This is a genomic window from Mongoliimonas terrestris (assembly GCF_001927285.1).
GTDB lineage: Bacteria > Pseudomonadota > Alphaproteobacteria > Rhizobiales > Pleomorphomonadaceae > Chthonobacter > Chthonobacter terrestris.
The window spans coordinates 24,360-44,937 of sequence record NZ_MSIG01000017.1 but is presented as its reverse complement, the minus strand read 5'-3'; the positions used below and the strand labels follow the sequence as shown (position 1 = coordinate 44,937).

Below are 20,578 nucleotides of genomic sequence, written 5' to 3'. Positions count from 1 at the left end.
GGTTGTAGGCTACACCGGCTGCTTGTCGGGCACCGTGTAGCGCGACATGCGATTCCAGGCGTCAAGACCGGCGATCTTGTAGGCCTCAGCGAGAGTCGGATAGTTGAATGTGTTCTCGATGAAGTAGTCGATGGTGCCCTTCAGGTTGAGCACCGCCTGGCCGATGTGGATGAGTTCGGTCGCCCCCTCGCCGACGATGTGGACGCCGAGGAGGCGGCGGGTGCGGGTGGAGAAGATCATCTTCATCATCCCGCTGTTGAGCCCCATGATGTGGCCGCGAGAGGTCTCCCGGAGGCGGGCGATGCCGACCTCGTACGGGATGTCGCGCTTGCGCACCTCCTCCTCGGACATGCCGACGGTGGAGATCTCCGGCACCGCGTAGATGCCGTAGGGGAAAAACTCCGGCGGCGGCGGCGGCTCCAGCCCGAAGGCGTGGCAGGCGGCGACGCGGCCCTGCTCCATGCTGGTGGAGGCGAGGCTCGGGAAGCCGATCACATCGCCGGCCGCGTAGATATGCGGGACGCTGGTGCGCATGGTCGCCGGCTCCACGGCGATCCGCCCGCGCTCGTCGGTGACGACGCCGGCGGCCTCCAGGTTCAGCCGGTCGGTGGCGCCGGTGCGCCCGGCGGCATAGAGCAGCATGTCGCTCTGGATCACCCGCCCGCCGGCAAGGCGCGTCACCGCCTGGCCGCCCTGGATCTCAATGGACGAAACCGAGGCGCCGAGGCGGACGGAGACGTTGCGGTCGCGCAGATCGTGGAGGAACTCGTCGATCAGTTCCTTGTCGATGAAATCCAGGATGGTGGAGCGGCCGTCCACCAGGGTCACCGCCACGTCGAGGGCGGAGAAGATGGTGGCGTATTCGGTGCCGATCACGCCGGCGCCGATCACCGTGAGGCTGCGTGGCAGGCGCGGGATGTCGAGGATCTCGTCGCTGTCGAACACCACCGCCCCGTCGAAGGGCACGTGATCGGGCCGGTGCGGGCGGGTGCCGCAGGCGATCAGCACGTGGGCGGCCGTGTAGATCCGCCGGTCGCCGACCTCGCTGACCACCTCCACCTCGTGCGGGCCGACGAAGCGCGCCTCGCCGCTGGTGCAGCGCACCGCGTTGCGGCTGAACTGGTGCTCCAGAACCTCCACCTCGTGGTCGAGGGTCTTGCGCAGCCGCACCTTCAGGTCCTCGGCGTCGATCTCCTGCTTGACCCGGTAGGCGCGGCCGTAGAAGCCGCGTTCGCGCCAGCCGGAGAGGTTGAGCACCGTCTCGCGGAGCGTCTTCGACGGGATGGTGCCGGTGTGGACCGAGACGCCGCCGACCCGGCGGCCCTTCTCGACCACCAGCACGGTGCGGTTCAGCTTGGCGCTCTGCACGGCGGCGCGGCGCCCGGCGGGGCCGCTGCCGATCACGATCATGTCGAAGTCGTACATGCGAAAAGTCTCTCCCGGCGAGGCAAGCGGACACGGTCCACCGACGGCGGCGCGGCGGCGTGTTCAGTCGGATGCATGGACGATGCCGCGCCGCCCCGGTGTCTGGTCACCGGCAGGATGCGCGGTCAGGCTTGCGCCGGGGCGGAGCCTGCCACGGGCGTTCGTCGGCGGCGTGACGGTTCAAAATTCCACGTCGAGTTCGTCGAGCTCGTCCACCTCGTCGGCGGCCGCGGCGGTCCATTCCTTCATGAAGGCCCAGGCGAGGATGGTCTCGCGATAGGCCGCGCAGGGCGGATCGAGGGCGACGTCATAGGTCTGGAAGCGGGTGGCGACCGGGGCGAACATGGCGTCGGCCAGGGTCGGCGCCTTGCCGAACAGCCACGGGCCGCCGTAGGCGGACAGGCAATCCCGCCAGATGGCGGTGACGCGCTCGATATCCGGCCGGGCGCCGGCCCAGACCTTGAAGCCCGGATGGTGCGCCTTGAGGTTCATGGGCAGCGCCGAGCGCAAGTTCTGGAAGCCGGAGTGCATCTCGCCGGAGACCGCCCGGCAGTGCGCCCGCGCCGCCTGATCGGCCGGCAGCAGGCCCGCCTCGGGGGCGATCTCGGCCAGATACTCGGCGATGGCGAGCGTGTCCCACACCTTCACCCGCCCATGCGTGAGGCAGGGCACCAGGAAGGATGGCGACAGAAGGAGCAGTTCGGCGCGGGTGCCGGGATCGTCGAAGGCGGCCACCGCCTCGGTGATGGGCAGACCCGCCATGCGGCAGAGCAGCCAGCCCCGCAACGACCACGACGAATATGTCTTGCTGGAAATCGTCAGAACCGCCGCCGCCATGTCGCCTCCCCGGCGGTCGGGCCCCCACCCGGTGTTCCGCTTTGTTAAATTATCTCGCAGCGCGCGGGAGATTGCACTAGCCTTCAAGCGGAAACTGGGCGTGAGTGGAGGCCGAGCGGCCTTCTGCGGGGGCGACGACGGTATGCTCTATCGACGATACCAGGCGCAGGCCGACCTGGCCGATATGGTGCGCGCGACGGCGCGATTCTCCGCCGCGGTGACCACCCCGTTCGCCGCCCTTCGTCCGCGCCTGCCGCTGTCGCACGCCATGGCGACCCAGGCGATGCTGGCCCGGGCGGGCATCACCCACGCGCGGCCGTCCTACCGGATCAACGCCGTCACGGTCGGCAACCGCGAGGTGCCGGTGACGGAGGAGCCGGTGCTGGTGACGCCCTTCGGCACGCTCCTCCACTTCGCCAAGGACGTGGACGTGCCGCAGCCGAAGGTGCTGGTGGTGGCGCCGCTTTCCGGCCACTTCGCCACCTTGCTGCGCAACACCGTGCAGACGCTGCTTGCCGACCACGACGTCTACATCACCGACTGGCACAACGCCCGCGATGTGCCGCTGGAGGACGGGCCGTTCGGCTTCGACGACTATGTGGAGCACCTGATCCGTTTCCTGGAGACCATGGGTCCGGGGTCTCACGTGCTGGCGGTGTGCCAGCCGTGCGTGCAGGTGCTGGCGGCCACGGCCGTGATGGCGGCGGACGACAATCCGGCGCAGCCGCGCTCCATGACGCTGATGGCCGGCCCGGTGGACACCCGGATCAATCCGACGTCGGTGAACACCCTCGCGCTCTCCAAGCCGATGAGCTGGTTCGAGGAGAACCTGATCGGCACCGTGCCCAGCCGCCACAAGGGCGCCGGCCGGCGCGTCTATCCGGGGTTCGTGCAGCTTTCCGCCTTCATGGCGATGAACCCGGAGCGGCACGCCAAGGCGCACAACGACCTCTACCGGCATCTGGTGAAGGGCGAGACCGAGAAGGCGGAAGCCATTCAGACCTTCTACGACGAGTATTTCGCCGTGCTCGATCTGACGGCGGAATTCTACCTGGAGACCATCCGCATGGTGTTCCAGGACGCGCTTTTGCCGAAGGGCGAGCTGACCTACCGGGGCCGGCCGGTGGACCCGGGGCGCATTCGCCGCACCGCGCTCCTCACCGTGGAGGGGGAGCGCGACGACATCTGCGCCCTCGGCCAGACCGCGGCGGCGCACGACCTCTGCACGGGCATCCGGCCCTATCGCAAGCGCCACCACATGCAGGCGGGCGTCGGCCATTACGGGGTGTTCAGCGGCCGGCGCTGGGAGGGGCAGATCTACCCGATCGTGCGCAACATGATCCTCGCCAGCGAGTGAAGTGGGGATTGGCGGTTGCCGATGCGGGGATCGGCGGCGGCTGACGCTGCGGACGGCAGCGCTGCCCAGCGGTTGGGCTTGACCGGCGGCACCTGGTCGGGTCCGATGAGGGCGGACTGAAGGAGCATCCCATGCGGCTGCGTTCCGATGCGGTGCAGGCCGATGACGCGGTGCGCCTCACGATCACCGGGCACGGGCTCGGCGAGACATTCCTGGATTTCGTGGCGGACCGGGCGAACCGCTTCAGCCTGAACGGCTGGGCGACGGCACGCGACGACAGCGCGACGGTGGTGGTGGCCGGGCCGCCCGCGCTGATCGACATGCTGATGGTGGCCTGCCTGCTCGGGCCCGCCGCCTGCCGGGTCGACGACATCGCCGTCGGGCCGTCGACCAAGGCGGACGCGGGCGTGGGCTTCCGGCGTCTGGCCGTCGGCATGACCGGATCGACCGGGGCCGGCCGGATGGCGACGGACGGCGAACCGGAGATGGCGGCGTGACGCTGGCGGATCCGATGAGCGCCGCCCAGCCGCCGCCGCGCTGGATCCCGGTCGCGCTGTCCGCCGACATCGCGCCGGCGACGCCCGTGCCCGTGCTTCTCGACGGGCGGGAGCTGGTGGTCTGGCGCGGGACGGGCGGGGCCGTGCGCGTGTGGGAGGACCGCTGCCCGCACCGGGGCATGCGGCTTTCCTTCGGGTTCGTGCGCGGCGACACGCTCGCCTGCCTCTACCACGGCTGGCGTTTCGGCCTCGACGCCGGCTGCACCGCCATCCCGGCCCATCCGGACCTGGAGCCGCCGAAGACGCTCTCCGCCCGCTCCTTCGCGGTGGCCGAGGCCGGCGGGCTGGTGTTCACCACCGGATCGCCGGACCGTCCCGCCGCGCCGCCGCCGGTGCCGGACGGGATGACGCCGGTGCGCAGCCTGCTTGTGGCCGCCCCGGTGGAGACGGTGCGGGCGCGGCTCGCGAGCGCGGGCCTGGAGCCCTCGGGCGATCTCGGGCGGATGGCGCGGGCGGACGGGCCGGCGCTGCTTCTCGCCGTCCACGGCCTCGACGGCGACCGCACGATGCTCCACGCGCTTGCCGAGGGTGACGTCGCGGGGGCGGACCTGCACACGGCGATGGACGCACTGGAGCGGCTTCGCCACAGCCTGGAGGAGGCCGACGCATGAGCCGGACCGACGATCCCGTGGCGCTGGACGAGTGGTATGTGGTGGGCCGGCCGGAGGACTTGTCCATCGGGCGGCCGGTCGCGACGCGGCTGCTCGGGGCGGAGTTGACGCTCGGGCTGGCGGGCGGGGCGGTCACGGCGGTCGAGACCGAGACGGGGCGCGCCCTTCCCGTGACGCTTGCCTATGGGCACGTGTGGACGACGCTCGGGACGCCGACGCGCGGTCTGCCGCCGATCGCGGAGTTCGACGAGACGGACCGGCGGCTCGCCACCTGCGGCGCGGTCCACGTGCGCGCCTCGGGCCTGCGCCTGGTGGAGAACTTCCTCGACATGGCGCACTTCCCGTTCGTCCACACGGACATCCTCGGCGTGGAGGATCGGCCGACGGTGGAGCCCTACGACTGCGAGATCCGCCGGGACGTGGACGAGGTCTGGGCCACCAACTGCCGCTTCTGGCAGCCGCAGGCGGCGGCGAACGCGGCGGGCGGCCAGATGAGCGACTATCTCTACCGGGTGGCGCGGCCCTTCACCGTGCTCCTCTACAAGACCTGCCCGAGCGACCCGGCCCGGCAGGACGTGATCGGCCTCCTGATCCAGCCGACCGACGAGGACCGCTCGATCGCCTACGCCTTCGTGCTGGTGGTGGACGCGGTGAGTTCCACGACCGAGATCATCCACTTCCAGCAGACCATCTTCCTGCAGGACCGGATCATCCTGGAAAACCAGCGGCCGCGCCTGCTGCCGCTGTCGCCGCGGGCGGAGACGCCGACGCGGGCGGACCTTTCCTCCATCGCCTACCGGCGGTGGCTGAAGGAGAAGGGCCTGCGCTTCGGCATCGACCGGCGGGAGGCCGCCTGACCATGGCCGATCGGCCCGTGCTCTTCGACTACGAGCTTTCGGCGAACGCCTATGCGGTGCGGCTGATGGCGGGCCTCATCGGGATCGCGCACGACCGCCGGCCGGTGGACGTCTATCCGGGCCGCGAGACCGAGGGGGCGGACTTCCGGGCGCTCAACCCGCGCGGCACCGTGCCGGTGTGGGTGGAGGACGGAGAGGTCCTGACCAGCGTCGCCGCCATCCTCTGGCACATGGCGCGCGGGGCACCCGCCTGGCAGGGCGGCGACCGGGCGGCGGAGACGATCGAGTGGCTGGCGTTCGCCGAACGGGATCTCGCCGCCGCCGACGCGGCCCGGCTGGATGCGATGCTGGGCCTCGCCTCGCCGGTGGTCGATCCGGTGGCGGCGGCGCGCCGGGCGTTCCGGATCCTCGACGACCGGCTCGCCCGCCAGGGGATCGACGGCGCGGGCTTCCTGGTCGGCGCGGAGCCGACCGTCGCCGACGTGGCGGCGTTTCCGGCGGTGGCGCTCGCGATCGACTTCGGCGAGGCGCTGGAGGCCTACCCGAAGCTCCGCGCCTGGACCCGCCGCATGCGCGCGCTGCCGGGGTTCGTGACCACCCCCGGCGTGCCGGATCATCTCTGATGCACCCGTCCACAGCCCTCCTGCCGCTCGTCGCCATCATCCTGGCGACCGTCCTCGGGGCGGCCGTCCAGGGCGGCGCGCTCGGGCCGTTGATGGTGGTGGCGCTCGACGAGCGCGGCGTGCAGGCGACCATGGCGGGCGTCGTGGTGGCGGCGCCCTTCGTCACCATCGCGCTGGTGGCGACGCTGGTGGCCCGGCTGCCGTCGCGCTACGGGCCGGGGATGACGCTGGCGATCGCCTCGCTGGTGGGGGCCGCGAGCTTCCTGCTCTATCTGGTGTCGCCGTCGCCGATCGCCTGGCTCCTCGTCAGCGCCCTCATGGGGGCGAGCATGGCGGTGCGCTGGGTGATCGGCGAGGCGTGGCTGCTGGCGGCGACGCCGGGGCATCTGAGGGGCCGCGTGATCGGCCTGCAGGAGACGCTGATCGGGTTCGCCACGAGCACCGGCCCGATGATCCTGCTCCTGACGGGCACGTCGGGCGCCGCGCCCTTCGTGGTGTGCGCGGCCATCCTGGTGGCGGTGAGCCCGGTGGCGCTGATCGCCGGCGTGCTCGACCGCCGGTCCGGCAGCGGGGGCGTGGACACGGTGGGCGCACGGATGCCGGTGGTCGACCCGACGGGGTCGACGCTCCGGACCGCGGTGCTGCTGGCAGCGGTCGGCGGCGGCGTGGACCATGGCGCCTTCGCGTTCATTCCGGCGGCGTTCACGGAGGCGGAGCTGCTCGGCGTCGCGCCTCTCCTCGCCGCCAGCTTCTACAGCCTCGGCGGCACCCTCTTCCAGATCCCGCTCGGCATGCTGATCGACCGGCGCGGAGGCGTGCACGGGCTGGCGTCGGTGGGCGCCATGGGCGTCGTCGTGACGGGGCTGGCGGTCGCGGTGGATCCGGGTCCGGCCCTGACGCTCGGGCTGCTGTTCGTCTCCGGCGTTCTCAGCGGGACCTTCTACACGGTCGCCACCATCTCGGTGGCGGCCAACCCGCCGCCGGGCGGGGTGGCGCGGGGCATCGCGGCGATCGCCGTCGGGGCCACGGTGGGCTCGGCGATCGGTCCGGTGATGATCGGCGCGCTGATGGACCTGCTCGGCGGGCGCGTGGGGCTCGGGGTCGCGATCGCCGGCTCCGGCGCCGCGATTCTGGCCGGACAGGCGGTTCTTGCCCGGATCCGGCCCGCGGGCGCAGTCTCGTGATCCCCGGCTCGCTCATACCGTCCCGACAGGTCGGGACGGTATGAGCTTGGTATGACGGCGCGCGCGTCGGCGGGGGCGTCAGCCGGTCCAGCCGAGGCCGCCGGCGATGCAGTTCATCGACATGAGGAGCGGCACCAGGATGCGCTCCTTCTCCTCCGGCGTGCGCTCCTCGCGGCGGAACTCGGCGAGGAGGTCCACCTGCCAGCGGTTGGTGCGGTCGATCAGCGGGCGCACGTGCTCGGTCCGCCGGTAGAGCGCCGGGAAGCGGGCGGCGAGGGTGTCGCTCTCGGTGATCTGGCGCACGTGGCCGACGGTGCGGGCGTATTCGGCGCGGACCATGCCGAGGATGCGCTCGCGCGCCTCGGTGTCCGGCACCAGGGCCGCATAGTGGGCGGCGATGTCCATGTCGGTGAGGAAGAGGGTCTTCTCCACCTCGTCCAGCATCAGGCGGAAGAAGCGGTTCTCGGCGAACATGCGGCGGAGAAGCACAAGGCCCTCGTCGCCGCGGATCTTCTGCCAGCTTTCAAGGGCCGTGCCGATGCCGTACCAGCCGGTGATGAGGTGGCGGTTCTGGCTCCAGGCGAACACCCACGGGATGGCGCGGAGGTCGCCGAGGGCCTTGGCGCCGAACCGGCGGGCCGGCCGCGAACCGAGCTTCAGGAGCGCCAGTTCCTCCACCGGCGAGGAGGCGTTGAAATAGTCGATGAGGCCGGGCTGCTCGATCAGCTTGCGGTAGCTGGCGAGCGACAGGCCGGCGAGCGCCTCGACCGCCTCGTCCTCCTCCGCCTTCGGGCGGAGCTGCGGCTCCAGCGGCGACTTCAGCGTGTGGGCGATGACCGACGCGGCGAGGAGTTCCAACTGGTAGAAGGTGGTGCCGCGGTTGGCGAACTTGGACGACACCACCTCGCCCTGCTCGGTGATGCGCAGCCGCCCGTTGACGGTGCCGGCCGGCTGGGCCGCGATGGCCCGGCCCGTGGGCGCGCCGCCGCGGCTGACGGAGCCGCCGCGGCCGTGGAAAAAGGAGATCTTCACGCCCTTGCGGCGGCCGATGTCCACCAGCCGCTTCTGCGCCTTGACCAGCTCCCAGGACGAGCAAAGGAAGCCGCCGTCCTTGTTGCTGTCGGAGTAGCCGAGCATGATCTCCTGGATGTGGTCGCGCGCCCGGAGCGCCCGGCGGACGACCGGCTGCTCGAAGAGTTCGCCGACGATGCCTTCGGCGCGCTGCAGGTCCTCGATGGTCTCGAACAGCGGCACCACGGTGAAGGGCGACGGGTCCGGCCCCTCCTCGTCGGGGATGAGGCCCTGGTACTTGGCCAGCAGATAGAGGGCGAGCACGTCGGCGGTGGACGTGGTCATCGAGAGGATGACGGCACCGATCGCCTTCGGGTCCGGCCCGTCGCGGGTCTCGCGGATGACGTCGAGCACGCCGAGCATCTCGGCCGGATCGGTGGGAAGGTCGGTGTAGACGGGGATGCGCTGGGCGGGATTGGCGAGTTCGCGCACCACCTTGGCCATGAAGGCCGGGGACGAGGGATCCGGCACCGCCTCGCCGGGATGGAGGCGCTTCCAAACCTCCTGCACGGTGCGGTTCACCACCGTGGAGTTCTGGCGGATGTCGAGGGCGGCGGTGCGGAAGCCGAAGATCTCCACTTCCCAGCGCAGCGGCCGGACCCGCAGGTGGGCGAGGTCGCCGGCGTTCATGGCGGTGAGCGCCCGTTCGGCGGCGAGCACGTGGCGGGTGAGTTCGGACGCCGATCCGTAGGGCTTGGCGCCGTTGCGGCCCGGAAAGCCGGTGGCGATCAGCCGGTCGCGGACGGCGGTGAAGAAGTGGCGGAAAATCTCGCCCGGATTGCGCGCCACGATCTCCTCGCCGCGCCCGGAGGCGGCGAGCACGTCGGCCAGCACCCGGTTGAACTCGTCCGGCACCGGCACGGTGCGGGCGCTGATGGAGAGCGTGCGCGCCAGCCCCTCCACCCGCTCGAGCAGGTGCTGGATGGCGGCGTGGCGGTATTCGCTGAGGGCCGTGCGGGTGACGTCGGCGGTCACGAACGGGTTGCCGTCGCGGTCGCCGCCGATCCAGGTGGAGAACTTCAGGACCGGCGTGACGGCGATCGGCTCCTCCGGATAGTGGCGGCGGAGCGCGGCGCCGAGGTGTTCGACCACCAGGGGGGTCTGGGCGTAGAGGTTCTCCTGGAAGAAGTGGAGGCCCCAGGCGATCTCCTGCTCCACGGTCGGCTTCTCGAGGCGAAGCTCGCCGGTCATCCAGAGAAGGTCGATCTCGGAGCGGAGGTTGCGCAGCAGCGTCTCGCGCTCGCGCGGGGTCCAGCGGGTGGACTCAAGGTCGACGAGGCCGCGGTAGATGCGGCGGTGGATCTCCAGCACGGTGACGCGCTTGGCCTCGGTCGGATGGGCCGTGATGGTGGGGCAGACCTCCGTCTCGACGAGGGCGGACCGCACCGCCTCGGCCGTCACCCCGGCGGCCGCCACGTCGGCGATCACGTTGGAGAAGGAGCCGAGCACGTTGTCCGGCCCGCCCATGCTCTCCAGCTTGCGCCGGGTCCGCATGGCGACGTTCTCCTCGGCGATGGAGAGGAGCTGGAACCAGATGCCGGTCATCTGGAGCGCCGGCACGCGGAGCGCCTCCGGGATGGAGGCCACCCCGTTGTCCTTGAAGAGAATGCCGGTGAGAGCCGGCTGCCGGGTGCGGATCACATCCACGAGGAGGCCGAACAGCAGTTCGAACACCTCCGTGAAATCGTCCTTCAGATCCTCGGCACGCATGGACGGACTGGTCTTGTCGACCGGCATCGCGAAAGCGGACATCATCCCCAAGACCTTTCGGCATTCGGTGGCCACCCTCGTTGGGCGGGGCGACGCACCCGTGTTTACCCGGCGCACACCCTACCAAAGACGGACTGGACGCGGCCCGGCGGAAGGTCGCGGGGGCACGCCGCAGGGCGACGGGACGGGCCTCTCGCAAGGGCCTGCCGATGCCGATAAAACCTTTCGCTTACAATGTGTTAAGCAAAATGCCCGGCCTTCTCGCGAAGGCCGGGCACAGCTTTTCTGAACCGGGTCTCAAAAGATATGAGGGTCGGCAGGGACACCGGCGGTTCTTGAGGGTCGTACGAGTCTGGCCTTCAAGACACCAACGGCCTGACCGGCCGGCGCCTGTTCGGGCTTGGCTGCGCGCGTGAAGCCCCGACAGGTCGGGACTTCACGCGCCTGGCGTCAGCTCTGGATCGCGGAGAGCTTCCAGGCGCCGCCGCGGGGCCGCACGAACGTCCAGAGTTCGCTCGCCTCGGTGGGCTCGTCCGGGTTGCCCGAGACCACGGCGCCGGTCGCCCGCTCGCGGGTGACGTCGCGCATCTCGTAGCGCATGGCGACGGTGGCATAGTCCATGGTGCCCTCGCGCCAGGCCTCGGACAGGTCGCCCTGCAAGAGGCGCACGTCGCTGACCTCGTTCTTCAGGCCCTTGGCGCCGTTCTCGCCCAGTTCCTCGGCGAGGAAGGACATGACCTCCGGCGTGGTGATCGCCCGAAGCGCGGCAAAGTCCTCGCGGCCGTAGGCATACTGCACCTCGCCGAGCAGACGCTCGAAGGTGTCGAGATCGTCGCCGCCGATGCCGACCTCGTCGCTCGGACCGGACCGCGCCGCGGCCGCGACCGGCGGAACGGCGGTGCCGCCCGAGACCGGACGGCGGAGGTCCACGCCGGCGCCCTGCGCCTCACGGGCATGCGCGGTGCGATCGTTGGTGGTGCGATCGGGGCCGGTGTCGGCCCGATAGGGCGCGCCCGCGCCAGCCATGGCCGGCGCCGACTGGCGACCCCGGAACCAGCGCATCACCAGCATGGCGATGACGGCGAAGAGCGCCACCTGGAGGATGAGGCCGAGGAAGCCCGCCATGCCGCCGAAGCCGCCGCCGAACATCATGCCGAGGAGGCCGCCGAAGAGGAGGCCGCCGAGGAGACCACCGGCCATGCCGCCGAAGAGGCCGCCCGGCCGCTGGGCCGTGGTGGCGCCCGGCTGGCGGGCCGCGGCGCCCGGCTGGTTGGCCGAGGGTGCGGGGGCGGGTGTCATCGACCGCTCGACCGGTGCCACCTGACGGGGCACGGTGGGAGTCGGCGCCGGCGCCTGGAAGGTCCGCGCGCCGCGGCTGCCGAAGCTGCCGCCGCGACGGGCCTCGGCGAAGTCGACCGTGACAACCGAGACCGCAAGGCCGATGGCCAACATGGCGACCCAGTGGCGGGCGCGATTGAGACGAGACATGAGCATGTCCTTGAGCCGTTTCCTGTTCTTCGTTGGAACGCACAGCACCCCATATAGGTGCCGAGGATGAAAGGTTTTAGAGGATGGCGGCCGGAATGGCGGACAGGGTGTTCGAAACGACAAACGGCCGACATGGTGCCGAAGGCGCGGCGGAGCTGTCCGCCGCGGGGGCTGGCGGCCTTTCGGCGGATCTGGCGGTCCTGCTTTCCGGCGACGCGGCGACGGCCGCTCGGGCCCTGATCGGCGCCACCTTGACGGTGGACGGGGTGGGCGGGTTGATCGTGGAGACCGAAGCCTACGACGAGACCGACCCGGCCTCGCACAGCCACGGCGGCCGGACCGAGCGGAACGCCACCATGTTCGGACCGCCGGGCCACGCCTACGTGTACCGGTCCTACGGCATCCACTGGTGTCTCAACGTCTCCTGCCGGCCGGCGGGGCACGGGGCCGGGGTGCTCTTGCGGGCGCTGGAGCCGGTGACGGGGCTGAGCCTGATGCACGCGCGGCGGAAGGTGGACGACCCGCGGCTTCTCTGCGCCGGGCCGGGGCGGCTCTGCCAGGCGCTCGACGTGTCGCGCGCCCTCGACGGGCAGCCGTTCGGGGAGGCGCCGTTCGCGCTTCATCTGGCGGCCGAACCCGCCGCGGTGGTGGTCGGCCCGCGCATCGGCATCACCAAGGCGGCGGACGTGCCGTGGCGGTTCGGCCTTGCCGGCTCGCGCTTCGTCAGCCGTCCCTTCCCGCGCCGCTGATCGGCGGCGGGGCCGACGCGCAACCCGAAACGGCAAGACGCCGGACCCTTGCGGGATCCGGCGCCGCCTCATGTTCCCGGTCGGGCGCGCCCGCGATCGGGCGGCCGGACCGCGCGTCGCGTTCACTCGGCCGGCGGGTTCACCCGGATGGTCGGGACCTCGACTTCGCGGGTCTCGGTTTCGACGTCGACCGAGCCGGTGCGAACATCGAATTCCGGCGCCTGGCCGCCTTCGACCGTGACATTCGGGAGCTGGGCTTCCTGGGTCTGGTCGATGTCCACCATGGTGTAGAGACCCACGGCGACCGCAACCACAAGAATGATCGCAATGATGAGACCGATTCCGCGCATGTTTTCTGAACTCCCATATCTATCGATGGGAGAAGAACGGCGTGGATACGATTCCGGTTCCGCTGGCGGTTCCGGTCGGACGCCGCGCGAAGACCGCATGATGAACGTGGCGTTCCAATAAAGAACGGGGAGGCCGTCCGACGACCTCCCCGTCCGCGGGTGAACCCCGCCACGCAGCACTGGCTATGACTGATTGAAAATGTCTACTGAAAACGGTTTCGTCATAAAAGGTTTTGGCTTCGGCGCGCCTGTCCGGGCTTTGACGAACGCCCAAGCAGCGGCCGCCGCCGTGGGTGCCTGACGATCCGGCACGGACCCTCCTGCATCCGAAAATCGGCTGGTCCTAGGTGTGTTGGTTCGGCTGCACCCTCTCGCGTTCCCTCAGGTTCGGGCGTCCCGCCCCGGCGTTCAGCCTCGGCGACGGCAGCCCTGGTCCACCCCCGTCCGGCGGGCGGATCTCCGTTCCACGCACTCAGCTTTCGGCCCCGGTAAGCTCCTACCGGCGGTACGCTACGCCCGCGTGACACTCAACGCGCGGCCCGGCCCTTCGGCCGATCCGGACCCTCCGCCACCCGGCGCACGCCCGGTGGAAACCGGCCGGTGCGGGGCGGCGAATTCGTGGTGCAGTGCACAACGACTTGCCCGACGAAACGTCGCAACAGGGGGCGGCGCTGTCAACGGGCTGCCCGTCGGGCGAGGCCCGTTTGTGGAGAGGCGTCGCGGATCGGCAACAGGCAGCGCGGGCTGTGGAACCCGCGACGGCTGCAAGGGGACGACGAAGGGCGCCGGATCTCTTCCGGAGTCAGTGCCCCATCAGGGCGCCGACATGGACGGCGACGCTGCGCGAGAGGCCGATCAGATCGTATCCGCCTTCCATCAGGGAGACGACGCGGCCTGAGCACCGGCGGTCGGCGACGTCCATCAACTGCTTGGTTGCCCAGGCGAAATCGGCTTCGGTGAGGTTGACCTCGGCGAGCGGATCGCGGTGGTGGGCGTCGAAGCCGGCGGAGATGATGACGAGGTCAGGCGCGAAGGCGTCGAGCGCCGGGATGATCTTGTCCGACATGGCCTCGCGGAACGCGACCCCGTCGGCGCCGGCAAACAGAGGCGCATTGCAGATGTTGCCGACGCCGGTTTCGGAGATGGCGCCGGTGCCGGGGTAGAGCGGCATCTGGTGGGTGGAGGCGTAGAACACGGATGGGTCGGCCCAGAAGATGTCCTGGGTGCCGTTGCCGTGGTGCACATCGAAATCCATGATCGCCACCCGCTCGGCCCCGTGCGCCGCCTGGGCGTGCCGGGCCGCGACGGCGGCGTGGTTGAAGAGGCAGAAGCCCATGGCGGTCATGTGCTCGGCGTGGTGGCCGGGCGGCCGATGGGCCGAGAAGGCGTTGTCCACCTTGCCGGTCATCACCTCGTCGACGGCCGCGCAGGCCGCGCCGGAGGCGCGGAGCGCCGCCTCGAAGCTGCCGGGCGACACGACGGTGTCGCTGTCGAGCCGGACGAGGCCCTCGGACGGGACGGAGCGGCGGATGAGGTCCACGAAGGAGCGCGGGTGGGCCCGGGCGATCTGGTCGAGGTCGGCAAGCGGCGCCTCCTCGCGGATCAGGTCCTGGAAGCCCTCCTGCTCCAGCACCTGCTGCACCACGCGGATCCGGTCGGGACGCTCCGGGTGCCCGAGGGGCGTGGCGTGCTCCAGATAGGCGGTGTGGCTGAAATAGAGCGTCCGCACGGCGTCAAACTCCTCCCTCGGGTGAGGCGAGTTGAGGCCCGACGGGCAGGCGAGTCAATCAGTCTGACGATCATGCGAGGAAATGCGGAGCCGGCTCAGCGCGCCGCCGCCGCCCGGCCGAGCCGGTCGCGAATCGCCGCGCCGAGGCCCTGGTCCGGGATGGGCGCCACGGCGATTACGGCGGCGCCGGTGGCGTCGAGGGCGCGGAGGTGGCGGAAGAGGTTGGCGGCGGCCTCGGCGAGATCGCCGGCGGGGCTGAGGTTCAGCATGGGGCGCGCGTGGGCGGCGCCCGGATCGACCGGGCCGAACGCCAGGAAGGCGGCGCCGGCGGGCGGGACCGTCTGGTCGAGGAGCACGCGGGCGGCGGGGGCGTAGTGGGAGAGGAGCATGCCGGGGGCGAGCGGCCGGTCCGGATCGCCGGACGGCTCCTGGCTCGCCGCGATCGGCACGGCGGAGAGGCCGGCGCGTGCGAGCGCGGCGACGAGCGCCTCGCGGGTCACCCCGCCGGGGCGGAGGATGTGGAGGACGCCGTTGGTCACGTGGACGATGGTGGATTCCAGGCCGACCCGGGTCGGGCCGCCGTCCACCACCGTCACGTCCTGTCCGGCGAACTCGGCGAGCACGTGCGCGGCGTCCGTGGGGCTGATCCGGCCGGAGCGGTTGGCGCTCGGGGCTGCCACGGGCAGGCCCGCCGCCGCGAGCAGCGCCTGGGCGACCGGATGGTCGGGCACGCGGACGGCGAGGGTGTCGAGGCCGGCGGTGACGAGGTCGCTGACGGGGCAGTCCGGGCGGCGCGGCAGGACGAGGGTGAGCGGCCCCGGCCAGAAGGCCGCGGCGAGGTGGCGCGAGACCGGATCCATCCGGACGAGCCGTTCGGCGGCGGCCGTGTCCGCCACGTGGGCGATCAGGGGATTGAACGTCGGCCGGCCCTTGGCCGCGTAGATGCGCGCGACGGCAGCGCCGTCGGTGGCATCGGCGCCGAGGCCGTAGACGGTCTCGGTCGGGAAGGCCACCAGCCGGCCGGCCTTCAGCCGCGCCGCCGCTTCGGCAAGGCCGGCGGCGTCGTTGGGCAGGCTTTCTGGGCGGATCGGGTTTGGCGACACGGACGGGTTCCGGCGGAGGCTGACGCGGGACGACCGACGCTCCAGCTGCCTCTATTGACGTTTACGTAAGCTGGACCTAACGTCGCCGTCTGCAGTGGAGGATCGACGTCCGGATGTGCGCCAAGGACCCGGTCCGGGTCAAGTCACAGCGGGCGATCGGACCATGAGGAGACCCGTCGCATGCCCTACAAGGCCCCCGTCCCGGACATCGCCTTCTGGCTTCAAACAGTCGCCGGGCTCGACGCCGCCATGGCGGCGGGGCTCCACCCGGACCTGACGCCGGACCTGGTGGCGGCGGTGTTGACGGAAGCCGGCCGGTTCGCCGACGAGGCGATCGCGCCGCTCGACCGGATCGGCGACACGGTGGGCGCGCGGCTGGAGAATGGCCGGGTGCGCATGCCGGAAGGCTGGGCGGACGTCTACCGGCGCTGGATCGACGGCGGCTGGAACGCGCTCTCCGGTCCCGTGGCGCATGGCGGCCAGGGCTTGCCGATCAGCCTCTACGCGGCGGTCCTGGAGATGTGGAACGGCGCCAACCTCTCCTTCGCCACCGGCCCCATGCTGACCCACGGCGCCTGCGTGGCGCTGGAGGCCTATGGCACCGACGCGCAGAAGGCGCTCTATCTGGAGAAGCTGGTGTCCGGCGCCTGGACCGGCACCATGAACCTCACAGAGCCGCAGGCGGGATCCGACCTCGGGGCGCTCCGCACCCGCGCGGAGCCGGCCGGCGACGGCAGCTACCGGATCACCGGCCAGAAGATCTACATCACCTACGGCGACCACGACCTCACCGACAACATCGTCCACATGGTGCTCGCCCGCCTGCCGGACGCACCCGTCGGCACGCGCGGCATCTCGCTCTTCCTGGTGCCGAAGCGGCTGGTTTCGGCCGACGGGACGCCCGGCGCGCTCAACGACATCACCGTGGCGGGGGTCGAGCACAAGCTCGGCCTCCACGGCTCGCCGACCTGCACGCTCTCCTACGGCGACAGCGGCGGCGCGGTCGGCTGGCTGGTCGGCGAGCCGAACCGAGGCCTCGCGGCCATGTTCACCATGATGAACAGCGCCCGGCTCAGCGTCGCCGTCCAGGGTGTCGGCGTCGCGGAACGCGCCACCCAGCGGGCGGTCGCCTACGCGCTGGAGCGCCGCCAGGGCCGGGCGCCCGGCTACGACGGCGAGGGCATGAGCCCGATCGCCCTCCACCCGGACGTGAAGCGCATGCTCCTCACCATGCGGGCGATGACGGACGCCGCAAGGGCCCTCTGCTTCGCGCTCGCCGACGCCATCGACCGCGCCGGCACCGGCGCGGAGGCGGACCGGGCGCTCGCCGCCGACCGGGCCGCGCTGCTGACGCCCGTCGCCAAGGCCTTCGCCACGGACGTCGGCATGGAGGTGGCCTCGCTCGGCATCCAGGTGCACGGCGGCATGGGCTTCATCGAGGAGACCGGCGCCGCCCAGCATCTGCGGGATTCGCGGGTGCTGCCGATCTACGAGGGCACCAACGGCATCCAGGCGATCGACCTCGTCACCCGCAAGCTGCCGCTTGGCGGCGGCGACGCGCTTCGCGCCTATGTGGCGGAGCTCCGCACCGTCGTGGAGGACGCCCGGGCGCTCCGCGATCCGGAAGCGGCGGCGCTCGCCGACCGGGTCGGGACCGCCCTCGACGACCTGGTGTTCGCCGCCGCCTGGCTCGGGCGGGCGCTTGGTGACGGGCGGCAGACCGACGCGCTCGCCGGCGCGACCGCCTTCCTGCGCCTGTTCGGGCTCGGCGCCGGCGGCGCCTATCACCTGAAGGCCGTGGTGGCCGATGCGACCGCCGGCACCGCCACGCCGGCCGCCACGCGAAGGCGCCTCGCCGCCCGCTTCTTCGCCACCGACATCCTGCCGGCGACGGGGGGCCTCCGGGCCGCCGTGACGGCCGGCGCGGCGGTCGTCGATGCGCTCACCCCCGACCTCCTGACCGCCTGAGGACGCCTCGCCATGACCGATCCCGTGCGTGTGGACACCCGCGACGGCGTCCTTTCCATCACCCTCGACCGGCCGGAGAAGAAGAATGCCCTCACCGGCGCCATGTACCGGGCGCTCACCGCCGCGCTCGGCCGGGCGGGCGAGGACCCTTCCGTCGGGGCGGTGCTGATCAAGGGCGCGCCGGGGGCGTTCACGGCCGGCAACGACCTCAAGGACTTCGTGGCCGCCGCGGAAAGCGGCGAGGGCCTCACGTCGATCGTCGCCTTCCTCCGGGCGCTCGCGACCGCCGAGGTGCCGCTCGTCGCCGCCGTGGACGGGCTGGCGATCGGCGTCGGCACCACGCTCCTGATGCATTGCGACCTTGTCTTCGCGTCCGACCGGTCGGTGTTCCGCACGCCCTTCACCGACCTCGGGCTTGTGCCGGAGGCGGCGTCGAGCCTGATCGGGCCGCGGCTGATGGGGCACCAGCGGGCGTTCGAACTCCTGGTCGCCGGCCTTGCCTTCGATGCCGAGCGGGCGGCGGCCGCCGGGCTCGTCAACCGGGTGCTGCCGGCCGAGCGCGTGGCGGAGGAGGCCTTCGCGGCGGCCGCCGCGCTCGCCGCCAAGCCGCGCCGGGCGGTCGCGATCAGCCGCCGGCTCCTGAAGGGCGATCCGCTGGAGATACTGGCACGGATCGACGAGGAGGCGCTGCTCTTTGCCGAGCGGCTGCGGTCAGCCGAGGCCCAAGCGGCCTTCCGGGCCTTCCTCACGCGCGGCTGACCATCGGCGACGTTTTACCCGGCTCTTGAAGGTCGGACTTGTCCGACCTTCAAGAGCGTTACGGCCTGACCGGCCGGCGCCCGTTCGGGCTTGCCTGCGCGCGTGAAGCCCCGACAAGTCGGGACTTCACGCACTGGGAATGACCTACGATCAAAAGCAATCAGGAAGGCAGCGCCATGACGACGCTTCAGGGAAAGACGCTCTTCATCACCGGCGCGAGCCGCGGCATCGGCATTGCCATCGCGCTTCGGGCGGCCCGGGACGGGGCGAACGTGGTAATCGCGGCAAAGACCGCCGAGCCGCATCCGAAGCTTCCCGGCACCATCTACGCCGCTGCCGATGCCGTGGAGGCGGCGGGCGGACAGGCGCTGCCGCTGGTGGTGGACGTGCGCGAGGAGGCCCAGGTGAAGGCCGCCTTCGAGGCGGCGGCGGCGCGGTTCGGCGGGATCGACATCGTCGTCAACAACGCGAGCGCCATCCAGCTGACCCGCACGCCGGAGACGGACATGCGCCGGTTCGACCTGATGCACCAGGTGAACACGCGCGGCACCTTCCTCGTATCGAAGACCGCCCTCCCCTATCTGGAGGCGTCGGACAATCCGCATATCCTGATGCTGTCGCCGCCGCTCGACCTTGCGGAAAAGTGGTTCGCGCCGCATGTGGCCTACAGCATGGCGAAGTACGGGATGAGCCTCGTCGTTCTCGGCCTTGCGGGCGAGTTGCGCCCGAAGGGCATCGCGGTGAACGCCCTCTGGCCGCGCACGACCATCGCCACCAGCGCCATCGAGTTCGTGGTCGGCGAGGCGCTGATGAAGCGCAGCCGCACCCCGGAGATCATCGCCGACGCCGCCCACCTGATCTTCACCAAGGACGCCCGAGGGTTCACAGGCAATTTCCTCATCGACGACAGCTTCCTCGCCGACCACGGGGTGACGGACTTCGACCGGTACAGGGTGGATCCGTCGAGCGGGCTGCAGGAGGACTTCTTCGTGCCGGAGGGCAGCGTGCCGCCGGCGAGCCTCGGGCCGAAGGGGTGATGTGGGGGGGTTTAAGCGGTAATGCGTGGGTGGTCCGCCTTTGCGGACCATAACGGCGCACAGTCGCTGGCCGTCATCCCGGCGGAAGCCGGGATCCAGCCGACGGTGGGAATGCCGCGCCGTCGCGGTTCAAGGACCGGACGGTTGGATCCCGGCGTTCGCCGGGATGACGGTACTCGGGTCGTCGGGATGACGGTACTCGGGTCGCAGGGATGACGATACGCGGGTCGCCGGGATGACGGTACTCGGGTCGGCGGGATGACGACAGTCGAAAGGTCTTCCCCTCACCGCCCCCGACCGGCCTCGTGGCGGCGGAGGTGTTTTTCGAGGGCTCGGACGGCGAGGGAGAGGGAGACGGTCATCAGGAGGTAGATGTAGGCGACGACCGAGTAGGTCTCGAAGAAGAGGAAGGTGCCGGAGGAGTGGATCTTGCCGAGTTGGGTGACGTCCTGCACGCCGAGCACGGAGACGAGGGCGGAGTCCTTGATCATCGAGACGAAGTCGTTGCCGAGGGGTGGCAGGACGGTGCGGATCGCCTGGGGGAGGACGATCAGGCGGAACACCTGGATGCGGGTGAGGCCGAGGGCCTTGGCGGCCTCGATCTGGCCCCGGTCGACCGCCTGCAGGCCGGCGCGGAAGATCTCCGCCAGGAAGGCCGCGTAGCTGACCACGAGGGCCACCACGGCGCGCCAGAGGAAGTCGAAGTCGCGGACGGTGGCGGGCTCCAGGAGGCCGATGGTCTGCAAGGGGTGCGTGAGTCCATTCCAGACGGCGACGAGCGCCGGGGCGCCGACGAAGGCCATGTAGAAGAGGAGCACCAGCATGGGGATGCCGCGGACGATCTCCACGTAGAAGATCGCCGCCTCGCGGACGATGCGCCGGGCGGAGAGGCTGGCCGCGGCGAGGCCGAGGCCGAGCAGCGCCGCCAGCACGAAGGCCACCACGCTGACGAAGACGGTGGTGCCGATGCCCGCCGACACCACGCGGAAGATGGCCGCGTAGTCCTCGTCCGCCGCGATGGCGAGCCCGAAGGCGACGGCAAGGACGACGGCGGCGACCAGCCACCAGGGCACGCGGTCGAGGGCGCCGCCGGCTCTCACCGGCGGCGGCATGGGGGCGGGCTCGGCGGGGGCATGGCGCGCGGGGCTCAGGTCCGGCTCGGG

At 71.2% G+C, this 20,578-nt stretch carries 18 protein-coding genes; 10 read left to right on the top strand and 8 right to left on the bottom strand.

Going from position 1 to position 20,578, the window contains the following annotated elements; genetic code table 11:
• Positions 1–9: 9 nt before the first annotated feature.
• Both sthA and BUQ68_RS19250 read right to left on the bottom strand, forming a co-directional pair.
• Positions 10–1,425 carry a Si-specific NAD(P)(+) transhydrogenase gene (gene sthA, locus BUQ68_RS19255; protein ID WP_075217647.1) on the bottom strand — a complete coding sequence of 472 codons (1,416 nt, stop codon included), beginning with the start codon at positions 1,423–1,425 and terminating at the stop codon, positions 10–12.
• Between the two features lie 180 nt (positions 1,426–1,605).
• Positions 1,606–2,262, bottom strand: a complete 657-nt coding sequence (locus BUQ68_RS19250; protein ID WP_075217646.1) for a glutathione S-transferase family protein — start codon at positions 2,260–2,262, stop codon at positions 1,606–1,608.
• A 142-nt stretch (positions 2,263–2,404) separates the two neighbouring features.
• Here BUQ68_RS19250 and BUQ68_RS19245 point away from each other — a divergent pair, with 142 nt between their 5' ends.
• From BUQ68_RS19245 to BUQ68_RS19220, 6 genes are all read left to right on the top strand, one after another.
• The gene (locus BUQ68_RS19245) at positions 2,405–3,619 is read left to right on the top strand and encodes a polyhydroxyalkanoate depolymerase (protein WP_075217645.1); all 1,215 of its coding nucleotides are present in this window, start codon (positions 2,405–2,407) and stop codon (positions 3,617–3,619) included.
• 131 nt (positions 3,620–3,750) lie between these two features.
• Positions 3,751–4,116 (top strand): acylphosphatase, encoded by a 366-nt coding sequence (locus BUQ68_RS19240; RefSeq protein ID WP_075217644.1) that lies wholly within the window; start codon positions 3,751–3,753, stop codon positions 4,114–4,116.
• The gene (locus BUQ68_RS19235) at positions 4,113–4,787 is read left to right on the top strand and encodes a Rieske (2Fe-2S) protein (protein ID WP_083656728.1); all 675 of its coding nucleotides are present in this window, start codon (positions 4,113–4,115) and stop codon (positions 4,785–4,787) included. The genes BUQ68_RS19240 and BUQ68_RS19235 overlap by 4 nt, the downstream gene beginning before the upstream one ends.
• A complete protein-coding gene (locus BUQ68_RS19230; RefSeq protein WP_075217643.1) occupies positions 4,784–5,644 on the top strand; it encodes an aromatic ring-hydroxylating oxygenase subunit alpha in 861 nt (286 codons plus the stop codon). The genes BUQ68_RS19235 and BUQ68_RS19230 overlap by 4 nt, the downstream gene beginning before the upstream one ends.
• Before the next feature lie 2 nt (positions 5,645–5,646).
• The gene (locus BUQ68_RS19225; RefSeq protein WP_075217642.1) at positions 5,647–6,267 is read left to right on the top strand and encodes a glutathione S-transferase family protein; all 621 of its coding nucleotides are present in this window, start codon (positions 5,647–5,649) and stop codon (positions 6,265–6,267) included.
• Positions 6,267–7,451 carry an MFS transporter gene (locus BUQ68_RS19220; protein WP_075217641.1) on the top strand — a complete coding sequence of 395 codons (1,185 nt, stop codon included), beginning with the start codon at positions 6,267–6,269 and terminating at the stop codon, positions 7,449–7,451. Before BUQ68_RS19225 ends, BUQ68_RS19220 begins: the two co-directional genes overlap by 1 nt.
• 78 nt (positions 7,452–7,529) lie before the next feature.
• Here the strand turns inward: BUQ68_RS19220 and BUQ68_RS19215 are convergent, their stop codons facing one another.
• Positions 7,530–10,277, bottom strand: a complete 2,748-nt coding sequence (locus BUQ68_RS19215) for a phosphoenolpyruvate carboxylase (RefSeq protein ID WP_245293322.1) — start codon at positions 10,275–10,277, stop codon at positions 7,530–7,532.
• Positions 10,278–10,682: 405 nt separating this feature from the next.
• Complete coding sequence (locus BUQ68_RS19210; RefSeq protein WP_075217678.1) at positions 10,683–11,720, bottom strand: Tim44 domain-containing protein; 1,038 nt, start codon at positions 11,718–11,720, stop codon at positions 10,683–10,685.
• Between the two features lie 95 nt (positions 11,721–11,815).
• On the opposite strand from BUQ68_RS19210, the gene BUQ68_RS19205 reads away from it, so the two are divergent.
• Positions 11,816–12,469 carry a DNA-3-methyladenine glycosylase gene (locus BUQ68_RS19205; protein WP_083656727.1) on the top strand — a complete coding sequence of 218 codons (654 nt, stop codon included), beginning with the start codon at positions 11,816–11,818 and terminating at the stop codon, positions 12,467–12,469.
• Positions 12,470–12,591: 122 nt separating this feature from the next.
• Here the strand turns inward: BUQ68_RS19205 and BUQ68_RS19200 are convergent, their stop codons facing one another.
• The 3 genes from BUQ68_RS19200 to BUQ68_RS19190 all read right to left on the bottom strand — a co-directional run bounded on the left by BUQ68_RS19200 (position 12,592) and on the right by BUQ68_RS19190 (position 15,651).
• A complete protein-coding gene (locus BUQ68_RS19200) occupies positions 12,592–12,819 on the bottom strand; it encodes a hypothetical protein (RefSeq protein WP_075217640.1) in 228 nt (75 codons plus the stop codon).
• An 802-nt stretch (positions 12,820–13,621) separates the two neighbouring features.
• Positions 13,622–14,548 carry a histone deacetylase family protein gene (locus tag BUQ68_RS19195; protein ID WP_075217639.1) on the bottom strand — a complete coding sequence of 309 codons (927 nt, stop codon included), beginning with the start codon at positions 14,546–14,548 and terminating at the stop codon, positions 13,622–13,624.
• Between the two features lie 95 nt (positions 14,549–14,643).
• Entirely contained in the window at positions 14,644–15,651 is a 1,008-nt protein-coding gene (locus BUQ68_RS19190) for an L-threonylcarbamoyladenylate synthase (RefSeq protein WP_083656726.1), read from the bottom strand.
• A gap of 180 nt (positions 15,652–15,831) precedes the next feature.
• On the opposite strand from BUQ68_RS19190, the gene BUQ68_RS19185 reads away from it, so the two are divergent.
• The 3 genes from BUQ68_RS19185 (at position 15,832) to BUQ68_RS19175 (ending at position 19,415) form a co-directional block, all read left to right on the top strand.
• Positions 15,832–17,619, top strand: coding sequence for an acyl-CoA dehydrogenase family protein (locus tag BUQ68_RS19185; RefSeq protein WP_075217638.1), 1,788 nt, complete (start codon positions 15,832–15,834; stop codon positions 17,617–17,619).
• Positions 17,620–17,631: 12 nt separating this feature from the next.
• The gene (locus BUQ68_RS19180) at positions 17,632–18,378 is read left to right on the top strand and encodes a crotonase/enoyl-CoA hydratase family protein (RefSeq protein WP_075217637.1); all 747 of its coding nucleotides are present in this window, start codon (positions 17,632–17,634) and stop codon (positions 18,376–18,378) included.
• 176 nt (positions 18,379–18,554) lie between these two features.
• Positions 18,555–19,415, top strand: coding sequence for an SDR family oxidoreductase (locus tag BUQ68_RS19175; RefSeq protein WP_075217636.1), 861 nt, complete (start codon positions 18,555–18,557; stop codon positions 19,413–19,415).
• Between the two features lie 284 nt (positions 19,416–19,699).
• Here the strand turns inward: BUQ68_RS19175 and BUQ68_RS19170 are convergent, their stop codons facing one another.
• A complete protein-coding gene (locus tag BUQ68_RS19170; protein WP_075217635.1) occupies positions 19,700–20,527 on the bottom strand; it encodes an amino acid ABC transporter permease in 828 nt (275 codons plus the stop codon).
• Between the last annotated feature and the right edge of the window lie 51 nt (positions 20,528–20,578).

Bases quoted from the DNA above. Each gene is read 5' to 3' on its own strand.
- sthA (WP_075217647.1), bottom strand. From the start codon at position 1,425: ATGTACGACTTCGACATGATCGTGATCGGCAGCGGCCCCGCCGGGCGC.
- BUQ68_RS19250 (WP_075217646.1), bottom strand. From the start codon at position 2,262: ATGGCGGCGGCGGTTCTGACGATTTCCAGCAAGACATATTCGTCGTGG.
- BUQ68_RS19245 (WP_075217645.1), top strand. From the start codon at position 2,405: ATGCTCTATCGACGATACCAGGCGCAGGCCGACCTGGCCGATATGGTG.
- BUQ68_RS19240 (WP_075217644.1), top strand. From the start codon at position 3,751: ATGCGGCTGCGTTCCGATGCGGTGCAGGCCGATGACGCGGTGCGCCTC.
- BUQ68_RS19230 (WP_075217643.1), top strand. From the start codon at position 4,784: ATGAGCCGGACCGACGATCCCGTGGCGCTGGACGAGTGGTATGTGGTG.
- BUQ68_RS19225 (WP_075217642.1), top strand. From the start codon at position 5,647: ATGGCCGATCGGCCCGTGCTCTTCGACTACGAGCTTTCGGCGAACGCC.
- BUQ68_RS19220 (WP_075217641.1), top strand. From the start codon at position 6,267: ATGCACCCGTCCACAGCCCTCCTGCCGCTCGTCGCCATCATCCTGGCG.
- BUQ68_RS19215 (WP_245293322.1), bottom strand. From the start codon at position 10,277: ATGATGTCCGCTTTCGCGATGCCGGTCGACAAGACCAGTCCGTCCATG.
- BUQ68_RS19210 (WP_075217678.1), bottom strand. From the start codon at position 11,720: ATGTCTCGTCTCAATCGCGCCCGCCACTGGGTCGCCATGTTGGCCATC.
- BUQ68_RS19205 (WP_083656727.1), top strand. From the start codon at position 11,816: ATGGCGGACAGGGTGTTCGAAACGACAAACGGCCGACATGGTGCCGAA.
- BUQ68_RS19200 (WP_075217640.1), bottom strand. From the start codon at position 12,819: ATGCGCGGAATCGGTCTCATCATTGCGATCATTCTTGTGGTTGCGGTC.
- BUQ68_RS19185 (WP_075217638.1), top strand. From the start codon at position 15,832: ATGCCCTACAAGGCCCCCGTCCCGGACATCGCCTTCTGGCTTCAAACA.
- BUQ68_RS19180 (WP_075217637.1), top strand. From the start codon at position 17,632: ATGACCGATCCCGTGCGTGTGGACACCCGCGACGGCGTCCTTTCCATC.
- BUQ68_RS19175 (WP_075217636.1), top strand. From the start codon at position 18,555: ATGACGACGCTTCAGGGAAAGACGCTCTTCATCACCGGCGCGAGCCGC.
- BUQ68_RS19170 (WP_075217635.1), bottom strand. From the start codon at position 20,527: ATGCCGCCGCCGGTGAGAGCCGGCGGCGCCCTCGACCGCGTGCCCTGG.